Below are 16,744 nucleotides of genomic sequence, written 5' to 3' on the forward strand. Positions count from 1 at the left end.
AAAGTGCGGTGCCACCTGAGCAGGCATGGTGAACGGCAACACGAGCGCGCGACGGGCGGCATGCCTTTCTCCGCTCCGCGCAGCCCAGGCACCCGTCGCCGCATCACATCATGCGGGCACAAGGAGGCGTCTGACGGCATCCTCGGTCAGCCGTTCCCCCTGTTCGGCTGTGATGCGCACGGACCCCACAAGCGACGCGATCCCCGGCGCAACAACGAGGCGATCCCCTGCGCAACAACGAAGTTGGCCCTGCCGTGTACCTCGACTTCCTCCCGCGGGCCCTGGCGAGCGGCGCCTACCGGGCCGCGCCCGACCCGATCGTCGTCGGCCAGGGGCTCGCACACATCTCGGATGCCCTCGACAGGCTGGGCAAAGGCGTGTCGGCGGGCAAGTTCGTGGTCACGATCTGAGTCGTTGGCCGGTGGGGAGTCGACGCCTACCCACACGGCCCCCTCTGGCCCACACGCCCGCCCTCAACCCGGCAAGCCTGCCACGCTTCCCGCGCCATCCAGACATCGGCGACCCCTCGAAATGCGCCGGTAGAATCGAGGTGCTCCGCGCCGCCGTCCGCGCACTCGAACTGGAGCATCCCCCATCACAAGGAGTCCGCCGCGTGACCGAGCCCGTGACCCAGCCCGCGACAGAGACCGAGTCGGAGAACGAATCGGCGAAGGGGGCGGCATCCGGCCTCGACACGGTCGACAACGCGGCGGCCACGCCCGATCGGGAGCAACCATACGGCGCTCTCGGCCTCAAGGACGACGAATACGTGCGCATCCGTGAGATCCTCGGCCGCCGCCCGACCAGCGGCGAACTGGCGATGTACTCGGTGATGTGGAGCGAGCACTGCTCGTACAAGAGCTCGAAGAAGTACCTGCGGCAGTTCGGGCAGAAGGTCACGCCCGAGATGAAGAAGAACCTCATGGTCGGCATCGGCGAGAACGCGGGGGTCGTGGATGTCGGTGAGGGCTGGGCGGTCACCTTCAAGGTCGAGTCGCACAACCACCCCAGCTATATCGAGCCCTTCCAGGGTGCTGCGACCGGCGTCGGCGGCATCGTGCGCGACATCATCTCGATGGGCGCGCGTCCGGTCGCCGTGATGGACCAGCTGCGCTTCGGCAAGATCGACGAGCCCGACACGGCCCGCGTCGTGCACGGCGTGGTCGGCGGCATCTCGTTCTACGGCAACTGCCTCGGACTGCCGAACATCGGTGGCGAGACCTACTTCGACCCGGTGTACCAGGGCAACCCGCTCGTCAACGCACTGTCTGTCGGCGTGCTGCGCCACGAGGACCTCCACCTTGCCAACGCCTCTGGAGTGGGCAACAAGGTGGTGTTGTTCGGGGCGCGCACCGGCGGTGACGGCATCGGCGGGGCATCCATTCTCGCCTCGGACACGTTCGCCTCCGGCGGTCCGACGAAGCGGCCGGCTGTGCAGGTGGGCGACCCGTTCGCCGAGAAGGTGCTCATCGAGTGCTGCCTCGAGCTGTTTCAGAAGAAGCTCGTGGAGGGCATCCAAGACCTCGGCGCCGCCGGCATTTCGTGCGCCACGAGCGAGTTGGCGTCAAACGGCGACGGCGGCATGTTCATCGAGCTCGACAACGTGTTGCTGCGCGATCCCACGCTGACCGCCGAAGAGATCCTCATGTCAGAGTCGCAGGAGCGCATGATGGCGGTCGTCACGCCCGACAAACTCGATGCGTTCCTCGCCGTGACCGCCAAGTGGGATGTCGAGACGAGCGTCCTCGGCGAGGTCACCGACACGGGGCGGCTCATCATCAACTGGCACGGCGAGAAGATCGTCGACGTCGACCCGCGCACGGTCGCCGTCGACGGGCCCGTGTATGACAGACCGGTGGCGTATCCGTCCTGGCTCGATGCCCTGCAGGCCGACTCCACCGCAGCGCTGCCGCGACCGGATGCTTCCACCGACGACGGCCGCGCCGAGTTGCGCGACCAGTTCCTCGCCCTCGTCGGGTCGCCCAACCTCGCAGACAAGAGCTGGATCACCAACCAGTACGACTACTACGTCGGCGGCAACACCGCTCTCGCGTTCCCGGACGACGGCGGCATGATCCGCGTCGACGAGACGAGCGGGCTCGGCTTCGCAATCGCCACGGACGCCAACGGACGCTATGGCCAACTCGATCCGCACCAGGCCGCACGTCTCGCTCTGGCCGAGGCATACCGCAACGTCGCCGTCACGGGCGCCGTTCCGGCCGCCGTCACCGACTGCCTCAACTTCGGGTCTCCCGAGAACCCGGAGGTCATGTGGCAGTTCTCGCAGGCCATCGAAGGGCTGTCGGATGCCTGCCTCGAGCTCGGCATCCCGGTCACCGGCGGCAACGTCTCGTTCTACAACCAGACCGGCGACACGCCCATCTTCCCGACGACCGTGGCCGGCGTGCTCGGCGTGATCGACGACGTCGCGCGTCGCATCCCATCTGGCTGGCAGGACGCGGGTGACAACATCTACCTGCTCGGCGTCACGCGTGACGAGCTCGACGGCTCGGCGTGGGCCGGAACGGTGCACGGGCACCTCGGCGGACGCCCGCCGGCGGTCGACCTGGATGCCGAGAAGCGGCTCGCCGAACTGCTGCACGCCGGAGGGATGGAGAGCCTCATCGCCTCAGCACACGACCTCTCCGACGGCGGGCTCGCCCAGGCCCTCGCGGAGTGCGTGCTGCGCTTCGGTGTCGGCGCACGCGTGTGGCTGACCGAGATCATGGAGCGCGACGGAGTGGATGCCCTCACCGCCCTGTTCTCGGAATCCACGGGCCGCGTACTGGTGTCGGTGCCGCGCGAAGACGACGTGAAGTTCCGCGGACTGTGCGACGGGCGCGACTACCCGGTTGTGCGCATCGGGGTGACCGATGCGGCCGTCGGCGAGCAGCCCGTGCTCGAGGTGCAGGACCTCTTCACCGTGGGGCTGGAGGAGTTGCGGGCATCCCACCAGGCCACGCTCGCTGAGCACTTCGGTCCCGTCGTCGGCCAGGCGCCCGCGCAGGAGTTCTACACCCCAGGCGACTAGCCCCGTACGCCCGCAAACGCTGGGGCCTGGCGAGTGCCCACAGGCGCGGACGCAAACTTATTGACCGGGCGGTCAATCAAGTCTAATCTTGGGGGTGAACCTTCGTTCCGAACATCGAGGAGGTGTTCATCCATGAAGAAGTGGACACGGTGGCAGGACTGGGTGACCGTCGCGGCAGGCGTGGTCGCCGCCCTTGCCCCCATCTGGGTAACGCCGGGCGGCCTTTCGGTCGTGTTGATGGTTGTGCTCGGCGTGCTGCTCATCATCGCGGGCCTCATCAACCTCGCGATGCCCGGGCTCGAGTGGATGGAGTGGGTGCACGGCGTCATCGGCGTGCTTCTGTTCATCTCTCCCTGGGCCGGCATGTACGCCAACCACGCGGGCGCCGCATGGTTCTCGTGGATCTGCGGAGCGGTCGTCATCATCGTGACCGCCCTGGAGCTCGTACCGAGCATGCGATCGGACCACGACGTGGCGCATTCGCACTGACGAAGTCCACACTGATGGTGGGATGGCGGCGAACCCGTCGTCCCACCATCAGTCGCATCACAGCGATCTCCGGCTACCCCATCACCGAAGCCCGCACCAGGAGAGAACAATGACACCCCGGCGCAGAACCCGAGACGCCGCCGAGACCCGCGCGGGCATCCTCGACGGTGCCGAACGCCTCTTCGCCGAAAACGGCTTCGACGCCACCCCGACCTCCGCCATCGCGGAGGCCGCAGGCGTGCCGAAGGGGCTGCTCTTCTACTACTTTCCGACCAAGGCCGAGCTGCTGCGCGCCCTCGTGGCGGAGCGGATGTCGCTCGGCCCACTGGATGTCGACGCCTTCGTCGAGCCTGGCGATCCGGCGGGCGCTCTGCTCAACCTCACCGCGAAGATCCGCGAGCTCGAGGATGCCTCGCACGTCATCGGCGTCATCGTCTCGCGCGAGCAGCACACCCATCCTGAGGTGCTCAGCGCGCTGCGAGAGCACCGCGAGCGCCTGCAAGCGCTCATCGAGAGGGTGCTGAGCGCCAGTGCACCCGCGCGCCCCACGGCATCCCGCCTGCGCAGCGCCGCCCGCGCGTGGCTCGGCATCCTCGCACTCGGATCCGATCGCGCGAGCGAGGCCGCACGCACCGAGCTGGCCTCACTCGCCGAGTTCGTGTGCGACGGCTTGCTCCCGACGGGGCTCAAGGCCGGAGCCGCAGGCGGCGCAACGCCCTGATCCCGCGCCGCCGCAAAAACGCGAAAAGCACGCTAAGCCTCGTATTGCCGCGGGAGCCGAGGCGTCAGAGTTCGAAGCGGATGCCCGTCGCCTGCTCTGCGAACTCCCACACGCGTCGCGCGATCTGCGGGTCCGCCGACGTCGCCGCCGGGTTCTGCTTCGCCGGCTCGCCCTTGACGAGCCACCGTGGACCCCAGTACGAGCCGCCAACGGCGTCCGACCTGGTGGCGGCCGCAAGCACCGGCCAGGCGCCGCGATCCTTGCCCTGGGTGAACGGCGCCTGCAGCGAGTCGGCGAAGACCGTTCCCCTCGACGGCTCGTTCACGCCCGGCACGCGGGGCGTGCGTCCGCTGATCGAGTAGCCAGGATGCGCGACGACGCTGGTCGCGTCGAGCTCGGCCCTGCGCATCCTGCGGTCCAGCTCGAAGCCGAACGACTCCACAGCGATCTTCGACTGCGCGTAGGCACGCCACGGCGTGTAGTCGTGCTCGAGCTGCAGGTCGTCGACGAGCAACGACGAGAGCCGCGCTGCCATGCTGCCCAGGCTCACCACCCGCGCACCTGGCGAACTTCTCAGCACCGGAACGAGGCCGGCCAGCAGCGCGAAGTGACCGAGCAGGTTCGTGCCGAGCACGAACTCGTTGCCGTCCACGGTCGTCTCCCGGGTGCGCGGGGGATGCACAGCGCCCGCGTTCGCGATCACGAGGTCGATGCGGTCGCGCTCGCGCAGCATCCTTGCCGCCTCGGCCACGCTCTGCAGGCTCGACGTATCGAGCCGCAACACCTCGACGGATGCCCGCACCCCTTCGAGCGCGCACCTCGCGTCGATGGCTCGCGCGGCGGCATCCGCACGCGTCTCGTCTCTGCAGGCGAGCACCACGTGCGCGCCGGCGGCGGCGAGTGCCGCGGCCGTGAAGAACCCGATGCCCTTGTTCGCCCCGGTGACGACGGCCGTTCTGCCGCTCTGATCGGGGACGGTGATTCCCCTCGCCCTTGCCGAGTTCACGCTCGTCATCTCAGGTTTCCTGCCATCCCGATCGCTTGGCCGTGTGCCCCATCATGCAGAACGGCTCACTCCGCGGTCGGTGCGGCACCGGCCCGCACGTGGTGATGAATCACCTCGGCCACCACGAAGTTGAACCATTTCTCCGCGAACTCCGGATCGAGATGACTCTCGACGGCCAACGCGCGCAGCCGCTTGATCTGCTCGCGCTCCCGCTCAGGATCCGCCGCGGGCAGCCCGTGATCCGCCTTCAGCCTGCCGACCTGCTGCGTGAATTTGAACCGCTCGGCGAGCAGATGCACGAGCGCGGCGTCGATGTTGTCGATGCTCTCGCGGATGCTGTGCAGCTGCTCGAGCGCGCGCGTCCGGTCATCCTGCTGGTCGATGTCGGGCATGTGACGAGGTTACCGGTGGATGGTGTGCGCTTTCCGGGCTCTACCTGGCAGATTCGCTCACTCCGCCATGGCCGAGGGCTCGGCCAGCACGCGTCGCAGCACCGGACGCGTCGCCATGAGTCCGAGCCAGACCACGAGGATGCCTCCCGCGATGCTGGCCGCGATCGTCACGAGCGACAGCGGCGCGAGAACGAGCGCCACGCCGGCCAACGGCAGCACGATCACCACGGCGGTCACCGCGGACCCGATGGTCACGATGCGCAACGGCGACAGCACGGCGCGAACGCGTGCTGCGTTCATGGTGCGCACGGGCATCCCGAGCCGGTCGAGGCTCACGTACAGGTCGCGGCGGTCGAGGATGCCCGATGCCTGGCTCACCCCCACAGAGCAGGCGACCATGAGGAACGAGATCGCCAGCGTGATGAACACTCCCGTGCGCACGTCGGCGAGGAGGAGCGCCTGGCCGTGATCGGCTCGCGAACCGCTGACCGCGCCGATCATCGCGAGCGCCGTGCCCGCGAAGACCGCGATGAAGCTCGTCATCGCGACCCCGCTCACCTGGCGCCAGGCCGCCTTCGGCGACTCGAGCACGGACCGAGCGGCGATCAGCCGTTGCGGAGTGCTGGCGCGTCGCAGTCCGGATGCCGCGAACCTGCGGATCACGAACGGGCCGACCAGCCCCAGCATGGCGTTGGCCGCCACGAACGCGGCCGCGAGGATGACGATCACGGTGACAGCACCACCGAGCATGCTCGGGTTCGCAACGCAGAACACGACGGCGACCAGGATCGCGACACCGGCTGCGACTCGCACCCAGTGCGAGCGTGGCGCCGACTGCCGGGTGCGTACGCCGAGCGGCGAGACGACCACACCCCGCAGGCCGATCGCAGCACTGGCGCCGGCGAGCATGCCGATGCCCACCATCACGGCCGCGACGACGAGCGGGTTCAGCAGCAGCGCGCCGGCTCCGATCGGATGTCCGCGGAACGCGATCAGACCCACCAGCGGCGTGAGCGCGAGGTAGAGCACAACGCCACCGAGCGCACCCAGCACGGCGAGCGCGATCGACTCGAGCACGGTCAACCGCGCGACGAATCCGGTGGTGGCGCCGAGGAGACGCAGGGTCGCGAGCCGGTCGTCCCTGCGGCGAGCGGAGAGTCGCGCCGCCGAACCGCCGAGCGAGGCGAGGGGCACCAGCAGCAGGGACGACGCGAAGATCGCAAGCACCTGGTAGGTGAATCCGAGGTCGTCATGCCAGCGGAAGAACGACAGCGCGCCGGCCAGCGTGGTGAGCAGCAGCGCGGTGGCGACGCCGAACGCGACGATCGGAAGCAGGATGGCGGCACGTCCGGATGCCGTCGGCCGCGCCAGCATGCGCGCTACCGCGAGCGTCTTCATCGCTGCGGCCCTTCGGCTCGGTCCCCGAGGCGCTGGCTTGCCTGGCCGGTGGCCGCTGGGACCGGCGGCATGGTCGCGAAAGCGGATCCCGCCGGAGTCTGGATGTAGTCCATGCCCGCTACGTGCGATCGCGTCTCGACGACCTGCCCGTCACGCAAACGCACCACTCGGGTGCAGCGCGCGGCGACGTTCTCATCGTGCGTGACGACCACGAGCGTGCGGCCTCGGCCCGTGGTCGAGCCGATGAGGGCATCCATCACCTCGCCGGAGGTAGTCGAGTCGAGCGCGCCGGTCGGCTCGTCGGCGAAGACGACGAGGGGCTCGATCACCTGTGCTCTTGCCACCGCGACGCGCTGCGCCTGACCGCCGGAGAGCTGACCGATGCGGCGCTGCTCGAGCCCGGCGAGACCGAGAGCCGCAAGCCATTGAGCGGCGCGCTGCTCGGCGTCCGCACGTGGCACGCCGCCGAGCATGAGCGGAAGCGCCGCGTTCTCAATGGCCGTGAGCTCGGGAATGAGCAGACCCTGCTGGAACACGAAGCCGAAGGTGTCCCGGCGCAGCGCAGAGCGTGCGCCATCGTTCAGACCGCCGACCGACACCGGGCCCTGCTGCGCGTGCAGCACGACGGAGCCGGAGTCGGGCGTGAGGATGCCTGCAAGCACATGCAGCAGCGTCGACTTGCCCGAGCCGGAGGCGCCCATGATGGCCAGCGCCTCGCCGACCTGCACGTCGAGCGAGACCCCGGCCAGGGCGTGGGTGCCGCCGTAGGACTTGGTCAGCGCGGATGCCTCGAGAATCACGGTCATGCATCCATGCTCGCCGCCGTCGTGGCGATGCGCGTCAGGCCATGGGTTGATTCGCAGGCGAGGGGCTAGGCCGATCGGATGACGTGACGAGCACCCTACGCCGGAGTTCGCAGCCCGGCGAGCAGCAGCCGCACCATGCGCTCAGGGCGCCCCGAGCCGGTCCGCTCGTCCGCGTGACACAGATTCGCGACCGCCCCGAGGAACTCGGCGGCGTCCACGTCTTGCACAACGTCTCCAGATCGCTTCGCCGCCGCCAGCAACCGCTGCAGCGTCGGCGCGAGGTGCGTGGAGAAGTAGTGAGCGAGGGGCTCGTACGCCTGGTCGCCCGAGTGCAGAGCTGCCGCAAGGCCGCGCTTCGTCGCCACGAACTGCGTGTAGCGCATGATCCACCGATCCAGTGCCTCGCCGGGCGGGTACTCGGCCTCGATCTCCGCGGCCGCGGCGACGCAGGCGTCGATCTCCTGCCGGAACACGGCCGAGATGAGGTCGGACCTGAGCGGGAAATGCCGGTAGACGGTGCCAACGCCCACTCCCGCTCGCTCGGCGATCGAGCGCACCGGGGCATCCACTCCCGACTCGACGAACACCGCCTTCGCCGCCTCGATGAGGGCGGCGAGATTCTGGCGGGCGTCCGCGCGCTTTCGGCGTGGCTTGGCGTCGATCGTGCCCTCGTCGGCGCGCTCGGTCGAAGTCATGCTCGGTCCCATCTGGTGTACGGAACGATGTTCCGCTAGGGTCTCAATTAAGCGGAACACGGTTCCGGAACAACACTCCCGGTCGCCCACGTGAGATGCGGATCGTTGTTCCGAATATCCATTCTAGCCCGCACGATGCACGACGTCGGTTGGCGTCACGTGCTCGGGCCGCAGGCATCCACTAGAGAAGGCAGCAGCATGCAACACAGAACACTCGGTCGCACCGGGATCAAAGTGACGCCGTACGCCCTCGGCGCCATGATGCTCGGATCGTTCGGCAATCCCGACAGGCAAGAGGCCATTCGCATCATCCATCGCGCGCTCGACGCCGGCATCAACTTCGTGGACACGGCAGACCGCTACGGAGACTCCGAGGAGGTCGTGGGGGAGGCGCTCAAGGGTCGCCGCGACGATGTCGTTCTCGCTACCAAGTTCTGGGGTCCGGTGGACGACGACATCAATCACCGCGGCGCGTCTCGACGATGGATCATGCAGGCAGTCGAACGTTCGCTGCGCAACTTGCAGACCGACCATCTCGATCTCTACCAGCTGCACCGCCCCGACCCGGACACCGACATCGACGAGACCCTCTCGGCGCTGACGGACCTCGTGCGACAGGGCAAGGTGCGTGCCATCGGCACGTCGTCGATGCGCGGATCGGAGATCGTGGAGGCGCAGTGGATGTCCGAGCGTCGCGGTTTCGAGCGCTTCCGCACCGAGCAGCCGAACTACTCGATTCTCGACCGCGAGATCGAGCGGGAGATCCTTCCCGTCGCGCAGCGTTATGGCATGGGCACGCTGGTGTACAGCCCGCTCGCGGGCGGAACCCTGACCGGGCGGTATCGCGCAGGACAGGAGAACGACAACTTCCGGTCCGCCCGAAGCGGTATGCGGCATTTCCACGACCAGCGACGGCTGGACGCGGTAGAGAAGCTCATCGCCCTGGCCGACGAGGCCGGAGTCAAGCTGACACACCTCGCGATGGCTTTCGTGATCGCGCATCCGGGCGTCACGTCGGCTATCGCGGGACCCCGCACCATGGAGCAGCTCGAGGACACGCTGGCTGGCCTAGACGTCGCGCTTTCGGACGACGTGCTCGACCGCATCGACGAGATCGTTCCGCCGGGCGAGAGCATCGGCGCGATGGACATGGTGTACCGCGGACCCGAGATGGAGAGCCCGGCGCTGCGACGCCGGCCCGTGCACGAGCGGGCTGCGGCGTAGGGGGCACCAACAGTCGGCCGGTCGAGGCGCCTCCGAACACATCAGATCTGTCGCCGTTGCACGCGGGGCGAGGCATCCGTGCACAACAGCGACAGATCTGCAAAGACGAGTGCCGCCCGAGCTCTTGACGCTCCACTTGTTTTTTGCAAGTGTGGTCCCAACAACCTGTCAGACTGCAAAGGAACTCACCATGACCGCCATGTTCGTCAACCTGCCCGTCACCGACCTGGAGCGCGCCAAGGCGTTCTACACGGCGCTCGGATTCACCATCAACCCGGCCTTCACCGACCACAACGCGGCATGCGTCGTCGTCGACGACGATCACTGCTACTTCATGCTCCTGGTGCGCGACTTCTTCCAGACGTTCACCGACCGGCCGATCGGCGACCCGTCGTCGACCGTGTCGGCGACGACCGCGATGTTCCTGGACAGCAGGGAAGCCGTCGACACGACCGTCGCCGAGGGCATTTCCGCCGGCGGCAGCGAGGAACGCCCCGCCGCCGACTACGGATTCATGTACCAGCGCCAGCTCACCGACCCGGACGGGAACCTGCTCGAGTTCGGCTGGATGGACCCGAAGGCTGCCGAGCAAGGTCCGGAAGCCTTCGCCGCGCAGCAGGCCTGACGGCGACCATCCAGACAGCACATGGCAGCACGCGACTATGGGCAGTACGGCGGTGTCGCACGAGCCCTCGAGCTCGTTGGCGAGCGCTGGGCGCTGCTCATCGTTCGCGACCTGCTCGTCGGGCCGCGCCGCTACGGAGAGCTCGCCGCGGGCCTTCCGCGCATCCCGAGCAACATCCTGGCGGCGCGGCTCAAGGAGCTGCAGGCGGCAGGCGTCATCCGCAGGGCACCGCGGTCGCGCATCATCATCTACGAGTTGACGCCCTTCGGCCGGGAACTCGAGCCCATCGTGCTCTCTCTCGGCGCCTGGGGATTCAAGGCGCTGGGCGACCCGCGCGATGAGCAGGTGATCACGCCCGACTCGATGACTGTCGACCTACGCACCGCGTTCCAGCCACGGATCGCCGCGTCCCTGCCGGCCACCGCCTATTCGGCGAGGTTCGGCTCGGCACAGTTGCTCGTGCGCGTGAACGGGCCGGCACTGGATGTGACGCGCGGCGACGGACCCTCGGACCTCGCCTTCGCGGCGGGCCCGGGCATCCGTCGGCTCATCTCGGGTGAGCTGGGGCCCGATCAGGCGATCGCGGCCGGCGTCATCGAGGTGTTGCGCGGACCGGGCGACCTCGTCGGCCGCTTCGCCAGCACGTTCCACCTCGCCGCCTGACTCGGAGGCCCGCCCCCGCGGCTGCTCCATCGGCGAGCCCGTGTGGATGACCAAATCCTGCCCAGGCACGGTCGCTCAGGCGAGCGCGGTGATCGAGAAGGCGTTGCCGTCGGGGTCACGGAACGCGAACATCGGCGGGATGCCCTGCCAGCGCAGAATCTCGTCGACGTCGACCCCGCGTGCGGCGAGTTCCCGGTGCGCCGCTTCGATGTCGTCGGTCGTGAAGCGGATTCCGATGGCGCCGCGCGAGACATCCGGCCGCGCGGGCTCGAGCGTAAGGATGACGTCCCCTTCGACCGGCGCTAGTTCGATCCAGCGGCCGCCGTTCGGGGTCGGCATGTCGCGGAGGAGTGCAAACCCGAGCGTGTCGACGTAGAACGGCAGCGCTCTCTCTTGATCGTCGACCGGGATGCTCACCGTTCGGATGCCCGTGATGTGTGTTGCGGCGTTCATGACAGCTCCTTCGATGCGCCCGCCGAATCGGTGGGTCTACGGGTATGACGATCGACGGGCCGGCCGATCGACATGCCGAGGAAACTGATCGGAGGAAGGCCGCGCCGCGCCGGGGCGTCTCAGCCGACGACGGCCGGAACGAGACACGTCGGCGACCCGGTCGCCACCGTCGTCTCTGGCACGGGCATCCCGTCGCGCAACCGGAACACTGCGATGTCCTCGCTCAGCTGGTTGGCCACAAACAGGCGGTCGCCCAGCTGCAGATGGTGTCGCGGCCAGTTGCCGCCGCAGTCGACCGCGGCAACGGGATGCACGCGCGCACCGGCATCCGTCACCTCGAGCACTCCCACCACGTTCGCGCCCCGCACGGTCACGTGCAGGTGCCCGTCGCCGTCAAAGGAGATGTGCGCGCCGGCGTTCCCGTCCCGTTCGTGCGGAGCGATCGCCGGCACGACTGATACGACGCCCAACGTGTGCGGATCGAGCACCGCCACCTCGATCGAGTACTCCGTCATCACGTAGACGTGGCCGCTGGGGTGCAGCGCCATGTGCCGGGGGCCGCAGCCGAAGGGCAGCACGGTCTCCGCCACCGGCACCAGGGATGCACCTTCGGCGCGCCACACTCGCACCGTGTCGTGACCGAGGTCGGTGGTGAGCACGCGTCCGTCGGGCAGGAACAGCGACGAGTGCGCGCGGCTCGGTCGGGGCTCCTCCGCGATATCGCGGTAGGGATCAACGGATGCCTGCGCTTCCGTCCGCCCGACGATCGCCCCGCGTTCGTCGAGCTCGTAGGCAAGCACGCGTCCGTCTCCCCAGCACGTCGCGATAGCGAATCGGCCGTCCGGTGCCACCGCGATGTGGCATACCGCCTCGCCCGCGGCTTGCGCGTCGCCTAGCGACTGCAGCGTGCCATCCCGCGCCACGCGGAACGCGCAGACGCGTCCGGCGAACTCCTCAACGGCGTACACGACAGGAAGGCTGGGATGCGTCGCCACGAACGAAGGCGAGTCGGCGGCAGCAGCCGTACGGATTCCCACGACCACTCCCGCCTCGTCGAGGGCGACGCGTGCGATCCCGCGTCCGTGGCCCCCGGCATCCGCGGTGTAGGTGCCGAGCCAGAGCGAGGAGGTCATGATTCAAGTCTGCGGGGCGTGACGAGAGACATGGTGCAGGCCGGAGTGGGCGCGCCGCCGTCTCGTCCGCGAGAAGCGGTGCGGCCGCCCCTACTCGGTCTCTGACCGCCCCTCGTCGATCCGGCGCATCTCGTATGCGAGCGCCGGGTTGCGCTCCTCGATGTGGGCCGTGATGTTCTCCCGCACATCGGATGCCTTGTTCTGGCTGAGCTTCGCGCGCGCGTCGAAGCGGGTCACGTGCATCCGCAGTCCCACCGTGCCTTTCGCGATGCGACGCGTTCCCGCCTCGTCTTCTGAGAGGCTGCGACCGTGCGGGTGGTGCTGCTCGAAGTAGTCGGTGAGACGGCTGAGCATGCGGTAGTTCTCGTCGTCGCTGAGGATCTCAGGCGTGCCGTAGAGATGCGCGGTGACGTGGTTCCAGGTGGGCACGATGTCGCCGGGCGAGTACCAGCTTGACGACACGTAGTCGTGCGGGCCCTGGATGATGACGAGTATTTCGTGGTCGCCCAGCTCGTGCAGTTCGTCATCCGGACGCCCGAAGTGGCTGACGATCGTGATGCCGTCGGCATCCTCATCAACCATCACCGGATAGTGCGATGCGACGAGCCCGTCACTGGTCGGCGACACGAACGTGGCCCACGGGTTGTCGCGGATCAGCCGCTTGACCTCTTCGGGGTTCGTCATGAGGTAGTGGGGTGTGCGGCGCATGGGATCCTTCGTTCCGGCGGGCATCGCCCGCCTAGACGAAACGCTATCTTGCTCGCACGACCGAACCGATTGAGCGGACGTGTCGGCGCAGCCGCGATATCCGCGATTGCCGCACCGTCCCGCCGATATGCTCGTCGCGGGTAGACAGGGGAGTTGTCCATGCGACGTGCGCGATCCGCGGTGTTGACCGCCTTCACGGCAGTGCTCATGTCGGCATGCCTCGCGGGATGCTCCGCTCCGGCACATGCAGCGGTTCCGCCGGCGCCGACGCTGGCAGCGGCATCCCACCGCACTCCGTTGTCTGCCGGAACCACGAACCTGGGAAGCGTGAACAGCGGTTGGTTCAGTTGAGCGCGATCCGCGAGCCGACCACGTGATCCGCGCGACGATCTTCGATCTCGATGGCGTCGTCCGTCACTTCGATCCGGACTATGTGGGTTTCATCGAGGTGCAATACGGACTTGAGCGCGGGGCTCTCAACCGGGCGGCATTCGAACCCAGGCTCCTCGAGCAGGTGGTGACCGGCCGCATCTCTCGAGCCGATTGGATTCAACGCATCGGAATCCAGGTCGGTGTTCCCCCGGCTGCGGATGCCTGGGGACGACAGCCCTCGCACGTCGACCCCGCGATGATCAGGATTATCGACCAGCTCCGACAGCGCGGCACTACTGTGGCGATACTGACGAACGGCACGGATACGATCCCGCAGGAGTTGACGGACCTCGACCTAGTTCGACACGTCGACCACGTCTTCAACTCGGCAGAGATCGGACATGCAAAGCCAAGCCGCTTCACGTTCCGCTACGTACTCGACGCACTTTCCATGCAGCCGAGCGCAACCTTCTTCACGGACGACTCAGCCGAGAAGGTCGAAGGCGCGGCACTCGTCGGTATGCATACCCATCTCTTTCGGAACGCCCCGGCCCTCAGCGCCGAGTTGGAGCGACTCGGATTGCTCTGAGCGGACTGACCCTCTGCCGGCGTTCGAAACCACGAAGTCCGCCGCTCACCACTTGCTGTTGATCGCCTGCAACCGCTGTCGGATCGCGGCGGACCGCGCATGCAGCACGTACGAAGCACCTGTGACGAGCAGCGGAGCCGGCGAGAGCCAGCCGATCGCGAAGTACGCTCCGATGAGCGGGGGCCACGCGAAGAGCGGGGGCCACGCGAAGAGCGGCAGCATCGGTACGACCGCGAGCAACCCGTAGTAGCACCCGACGACGGGGAGGGAATGCTGGGATATGCGAGCCCGCGTCGATCAGTGCGCCCACGATCAGGCCGGTGCCGCCCCACGCCGTCGTGGCGCGAGGCGGCGAAAGCTCGGCCGGCTCCATGAGCGCAACCAAGCATCGGCAGCATCCGCCCGCCGCACTACCGTTCGGCGGCCTCGCGGAGCATCCGTAGACTCTGCAGCGTCGTCGCGTAGACGATCGTGCTCGGATCGCCGTCGAAGTGGAACTCCCGCACCTCTCGCTTGTCGCCGTGGTGCAGGGCGACGAACACCGTGCCGACCGGCGCATCCTCCGAGGGCTGCGGCCCGCCCTCGCCCGTGACGGCGACGGTCAGGTCGGCGCCCGTCAGCCGCGCAACTCCCTCCGCCATCTGTGCGGCACAGCTGGCTGTGACGACGGGTCCCCGGTCGACCCCGAGCACGTCGTATTTCATCTGCTTCGAGTAGGCGACCACACCGCCCACGAACCACTGCGACGACGATTCGGCGGCTCCGAGGTGGCTCGCGATGGCTCCACTGGTGAGCGATTCGGCGCAGGCCACCTTCAGCGGTCTGCGCTGGGCGACGCGGGCGATGGCTGCGGCCTCTGCTACGGCATCCTCATTCAGTTCACCAGGGCGAGACATGCTCTTGTTCTAACTACGACGGCGATCTGCCCGGGAGCCCTTGACCTCACTCGGGGCCGGTCGCTACTCGGGTGGAGATCCGGCCATCGGTCCGACGTACCGGCCCCTCGGCCGCAGCCTCAGCGGACGCTGCGCGTATTCGTCGAGCGCGTGCGCGATCCAGCCCGCCATGCGGCCGACGGCGAAGATCGCGGCGCCTGCATCGGGCGGCATGCGCGCGGCCGTGGTCAACGCCGCGAGTGCGAGATCCACATTGGGATGCCGCCCGGTGCGAGCCAGCACCTCGCCCGTGAGCCGGTCGACGGCATCCAACACGCGCCGGCCGTCCGGCAGCTCGGCCACGAGCGGCAACAGGATGCCCGCGCGCGGGTCGACTCCCGAGTAGGCGGCGTGCCCGAAGCCAGGGGCCGGGCGGGCGGTGCGCGCGACCGTCCGAGCGAGCGCGGTGCGGGCATCCTCTCCGTCGAACATCATGCCGATGAGCTCGCACGCCGCGCGGCTCGCGTTGCCGTGCAGTGCCGAATCGAGGGCGCCGAGGCCGCTGGACACCACGGCGTACGGCGTAGCGCGAGCGGATGCCGCGGCACGCGCGGCCAGCGTCGACACGGCGAGGTCGTGGTCGACGAGCAGCACGAGCGCGGCGTTCAGCGCACGAAACTCTGCGTCCGTAGGGGGCAGCCCGGTAAAGGCGGTCCAGACCGCGTCGGCGATGGGTGAGTCGCCCTCCACCGGGGTACCCGCGGAGTCCGCCGAAGGTTCCGCTGTCGCAAAGTGCGGGTGTCGCCTGCCCGGACCCGCACTTTGCGACAGCGGAGCGGCGTCGGTGGCGCGGGGCGACAGCGGAGCGGCGTCGGCGGCGCGGGGCGACAGCGGAGCGGCGTCGGCGGCGCGGGGCGACAGCGGAGCGGCGTCGGCACCGCTCGGCGCCAACGCCGCCACCACTCCGCCGATCAGCCGCTCGGCAACGATCCGCACCGATGACGGGGCGAGGTCGTGCCGTGTCGGATCCACCGCTCCGAGCACGGGAACAGCAACCTGGATGCGATCCAGCGGCGTCGCCCCACTCCCGAGAGCGGCAACGGCTGTTCGTGCCGCGGCAACCGCCTCGGGATCGCCCCCGAATCCGCTCGCGCGCTCCGCGAGCGGCTCGCCCCACAGCCAGCGCGCCACCGACTCGTATCGATGGCCAAGAGCCAGCTCGGCGGCCGGAACTCCGCGGAAGTACAGCTCGCCGTCTTCCACAAGCGCGATGTCGGTATCGAGCACCATGAGCGGGGAGCCGGCGGGCGCAGCATCCGTTGTCCGGGGCCCACTCCGCCGACGGGAGCTGGCGAACTGCTCCAGCTCGAGGGCGTCGAAGGTCGAGCCCTGCGCATTCCGCTCGCGTGAGAGCAACCCCCGCGACACGTAGGCGTAGAGCGTCTGTTGACGAACACCGAGGCGTGCGGCGGCCTGCGCGGCGCTGAGACGAGGGAGAGGCGCATCCATGCGCCCATCATATTGATTCGATCAACATTGACGGATGCTAGATCAAGTCGCACCC

At 68.4% G+C, this 16,744-nt stretch carries 20 protein-coding genes; 9 read left to right on the forward strand and 11 right to left on the reverse strand.

Annotation, left to right across the window (positions count from 1 at the left end; all coding sequences use genetic code 11):
* The first annotated feature begins 254 nt into the window (after positions 1–254).
* The 4 genes from ACO2Q7_RS09330 (at position 255) to ACO2Q7_RS09345 (ending at position 4,241) form a co-directional block, all read left to right on the forward strand.
* Entirely contained in the window at positions 255–410 is a 156-nt protein-coding gene (locus tag ACO2Q7_RS09330) for a hypothetical protein (protein WP_423355332.1), read from the forward strand.
* A gap of 203 nt (positions 411–613) precedes the next feature.
* A complete protein-coding gene (gene purL, locus ACO2Q7_RS09335; RefSeq protein WP_423355333.1) occupies positions 614–3,031 on the forward strand; it encodes a phosphoribosylformylglycinamidine synthase subunit PurL in 2,418 nt (805 codons plus the stop codon).
* Positions 3,032–3,163: 132 nt separating this feature from the next.
* Positions 3,164–3,520 carry an SPW repeat protein gene (locus ACO2Q7_RS09340; RefSeq protein WP_423355334.1) on the forward strand — a complete coding sequence of 119 codons (357 nt, stop codon included), beginning with the start codon at positions 3,164–3,166 and terminating at the stop codon, positions 3,518–3,520.
* A gap of 109 nt (positions 3,521–3,629) precedes the next feature.
* Entirely contained in the window at positions 3,630–4,241 is a 612-nt protein-coding gene (locus tag ACO2Q7_RS09345; protein WP_423355335.1) for a TetR/AcrR family transcriptional regulator, read from the forward strand.
* A 64-nt stretch (positions 4,242–4,305) separates the two neighbouring features.
* On the opposite strand, the gene ACO2Q7_RS09350 is transcribed toward ACO2Q7_RS09345, so the two are convergent.
* From ACO2Q7_RS09350 to ACO2Q7_RS09370, 5 genes are all read right to left on the reverse strand, one after another.
* The gene (locus ACO2Q7_RS09350; RefSeq protein WP_423355336.1) at positions 4,306–5,256 is read right to left on the reverse strand and encodes an SDR family NAD(P)-dependent oxidoreductase; all 951 of its coding nucleotides are present in this window, start codon (positions 5,254–5,256) and stop codon (positions 4,306–4,308) included.
* Positions 5,257–5,312: 56 nt separating this feature from the next.
* A complete protein-coding gene (locus ACO2Q7_RS09355; protein WP_423355337.1) occupies positions 5,313–5,639 on the reverse strand; it encodes a chorismate mutase in 327 nt (108 codons plus the stop codon).
* A gap of 57 nt (positions 5,640–5,696) precedes the next feature.
* On the reverse strand, positions 5,697–7,037 hold the full coding sequence (locus ACO2Q7_RS09360) for an FtsX-like permease family protein (RefSeq protein ID WP_423355338.1): 1,341 nt from the start codon (positions 7,035–7,037) through the stop codon (positions 5,697–5,699).
* Positions 7,034–7,843, reverse strand: a complete 810-nt coding sequence (locus tag ACO2Q7_RS09365; protein ID WP_423355339.1) for an ABC transporter ATP-binding protein — start codon at positions 7,841–7,843, stop codon at positions 7,034–7,036. Before ACO2Q7_RS09365 ends, ACO2Q7_RS09360 begins: the two co-directional genes overlap by 4 nt.
* A 95-nt stretch (positions 7,844–7,938) precedes the next feature.
* The gene (locus tag ACO2Q7_RS09370) at positions 7,939–8,538 is read right to left on the reverse strand and encodes a TetR/AcrR family transcriptional regulator (protein WP_423355340.1); all 600 of its coding nucleotides are present in this window, start codon (positions 8,536–8,538) and stop codon (positions 7,939–7,941) included.
* Between the two features lie 198 nt (positions 8,539–8,736).
* Between ACO2Q7_RS09370 and ACO2Q7_RS09375 the strand changes: the two genes are divergently transcribed.
* The 3 genes from ACO2Q7_RS09375 to ACO2Q7_RS09385 all read left to right on the forward strand — a co-directional run bounded on the left by ACO2Q7_RS09375 (position 8,737) and on the right by ACO2Q7_RS09385 (position 11,050).
* Positions 8,737–9,762, forward strand: a complete 1,026-nt coding sequence (locus ACO2Q7_RS09375; RefSeq protein ID WP_423355341.1) for an aldo/keto reductase — start codon at positions 8,737–8,739, stop codon at positions 9,760–9,762.
* 190 nt (positions 9,763–9,952) lie between these two features.
* Positions 9,953–10,387, forward strand: a complete 435-nt coding sequence (locus tag ACO2Q7_RS09380) for a VOC family protein (RefSeq protein WP_423355342.1) — start codon at positions 9,953–9,955, stop codon at positions 10,385–10,387.
* Between the two features lie 21 nt (positions 10,388–10,408).
* Positions 10,409–11,050, forward strand: a complete 642-nt coding sequence (locus tag ACO2Q7_RS09385; protein WP_423355343.1) for a winged helix-turn-helix transcriptional regulator — start codon at positions 10,409–10,411, stop codon at positions 11,048–11,050.
* A 75-nt stretch (positions 11,051–11,125) separates the two neighbouring features.
* Here the strand turns inward: ACO2Q7_RS09385 and ACO2Q7_RS09390 are convergent, their stop codons facing one another.
* The 3 genes from ACO2Q7_RS09390 to ACO2Q7_RS09400 form a co-directional block, all read right to left on the reverse strand.
* On the reverse strand, positions 11,126–11,503 hold the full coding sequence (locus tag ACO2Q7_RS09390) for a VOC family protein (protein ID WP_423355344.1): 378 nt from the start codon (positions 11,501–11,503) through the stop codon (positions 11,126–11,128).
* A gap of 119 nt (positions 11,504–11,622) precedes the next feature.
* Positions 11,623–12,636 (reverse strand): lactonase family protein, encoded by a 1,014-nt coding sequence (locus ACO2Q7_RS09395; RefSeq protein WP_423355345.1) that lies wholly within the window; start codon positions 12,634–12,636, stop codon positions 11,623–11,625.
* Between the two features lie 90 nt (positions 12,637–12,726).
* A complete protein-coding gene (locus ACO2Q7_RS09400) occupies positions 12,727–13,344 on the reverse strand; it encodes an FMN-binding negative transcriptional regulator (protein WP_423355346.1) in 618 nt (205 codons plus the stop codon).
* 159 nt (positions 13,345–13,503) lie between these two features.
* Here ACO2Q7_RS09400 and ACO2Q7_RS09405 point away from each other — a divergent pair, with 159 nt between their 5' ends.
* Positions 13,504–13,695 (forward strand): hypothetical protein, encoded by a 192-nt coding sequence (locus tag ACO2Q7_RS09405; protein ID WP_423355347.1) that lies wholly within the window; start codon positions 13,504–13,506, stop codon positions 13,693–13,695.
* Between the two features lie 22 nt (positions 13,696–13,717).
* Entirely contained in the window at positions 13,718–14,305 is a 588-nt protein-coding gene (locus ACO2Q7_RS09410; protein ID WP_423355348.1) for an HAD family hydrolase, read from the forward strand.
* A 45-nt stretch (positions 14,306–14,350) separates the two neighbouring features.
* Here ACO2Q7_RS09410 and ACO2Q7_RS09415 read toward each other — a convergent pair whose 3' ends face one another.
* The 3 genes from ACO2Q7_RS09415 to ACO2Q7_RS09425 all read right to left on the reverse strand — a co-directional run bounded on the left by ACO2Q7_RS09415 (position 14,351) and on the right by ACO2Q7_RS09425 (position 16,689).
* Positions 14,351–14,527, reverse strand: coding sequence for a hypothetical protein (locus tag ACO2Q7_RS09415; protein WP_423355349.1), 177 nt, complete (start codon positions 14,525–14,527; stop codon positions 14,351–14,353).
* Between the two features lie 188 nt (positions 14,528–14,715).
* Positions 14,716–15,201: a CinA family protein gene (locus ACO2Q7_RS09420; protein ID WP_423355350.1), complete on the reverse strand. Its 486-nt coding sequence runs from the start codon at positions 15,199–15,201 to the stop codon at positions 14,716–14,718.
* Positions 15,202–15,264: 63 nt separating this feature from the next.
* Entirely contained in the window at positions 15,265–16,689 is a 1,425-nt protein-coding gene (locus ACO2Q7_RS09425) for a citrate/2-methylcitrate synthase (protein WP_423355351.1), read from the reverse strand.
* Positions 16,690–16,744 lie beyond the last annotated feature (55 nt).

Source organism: Rathayibacter sp. KR2-224 (assembly GCF_049446075.1).
Lineage (GTDB): Bacteria > Actinomycetota > Actinomycetes > Actinomycetales > Microbacteriaceae > Humibacter.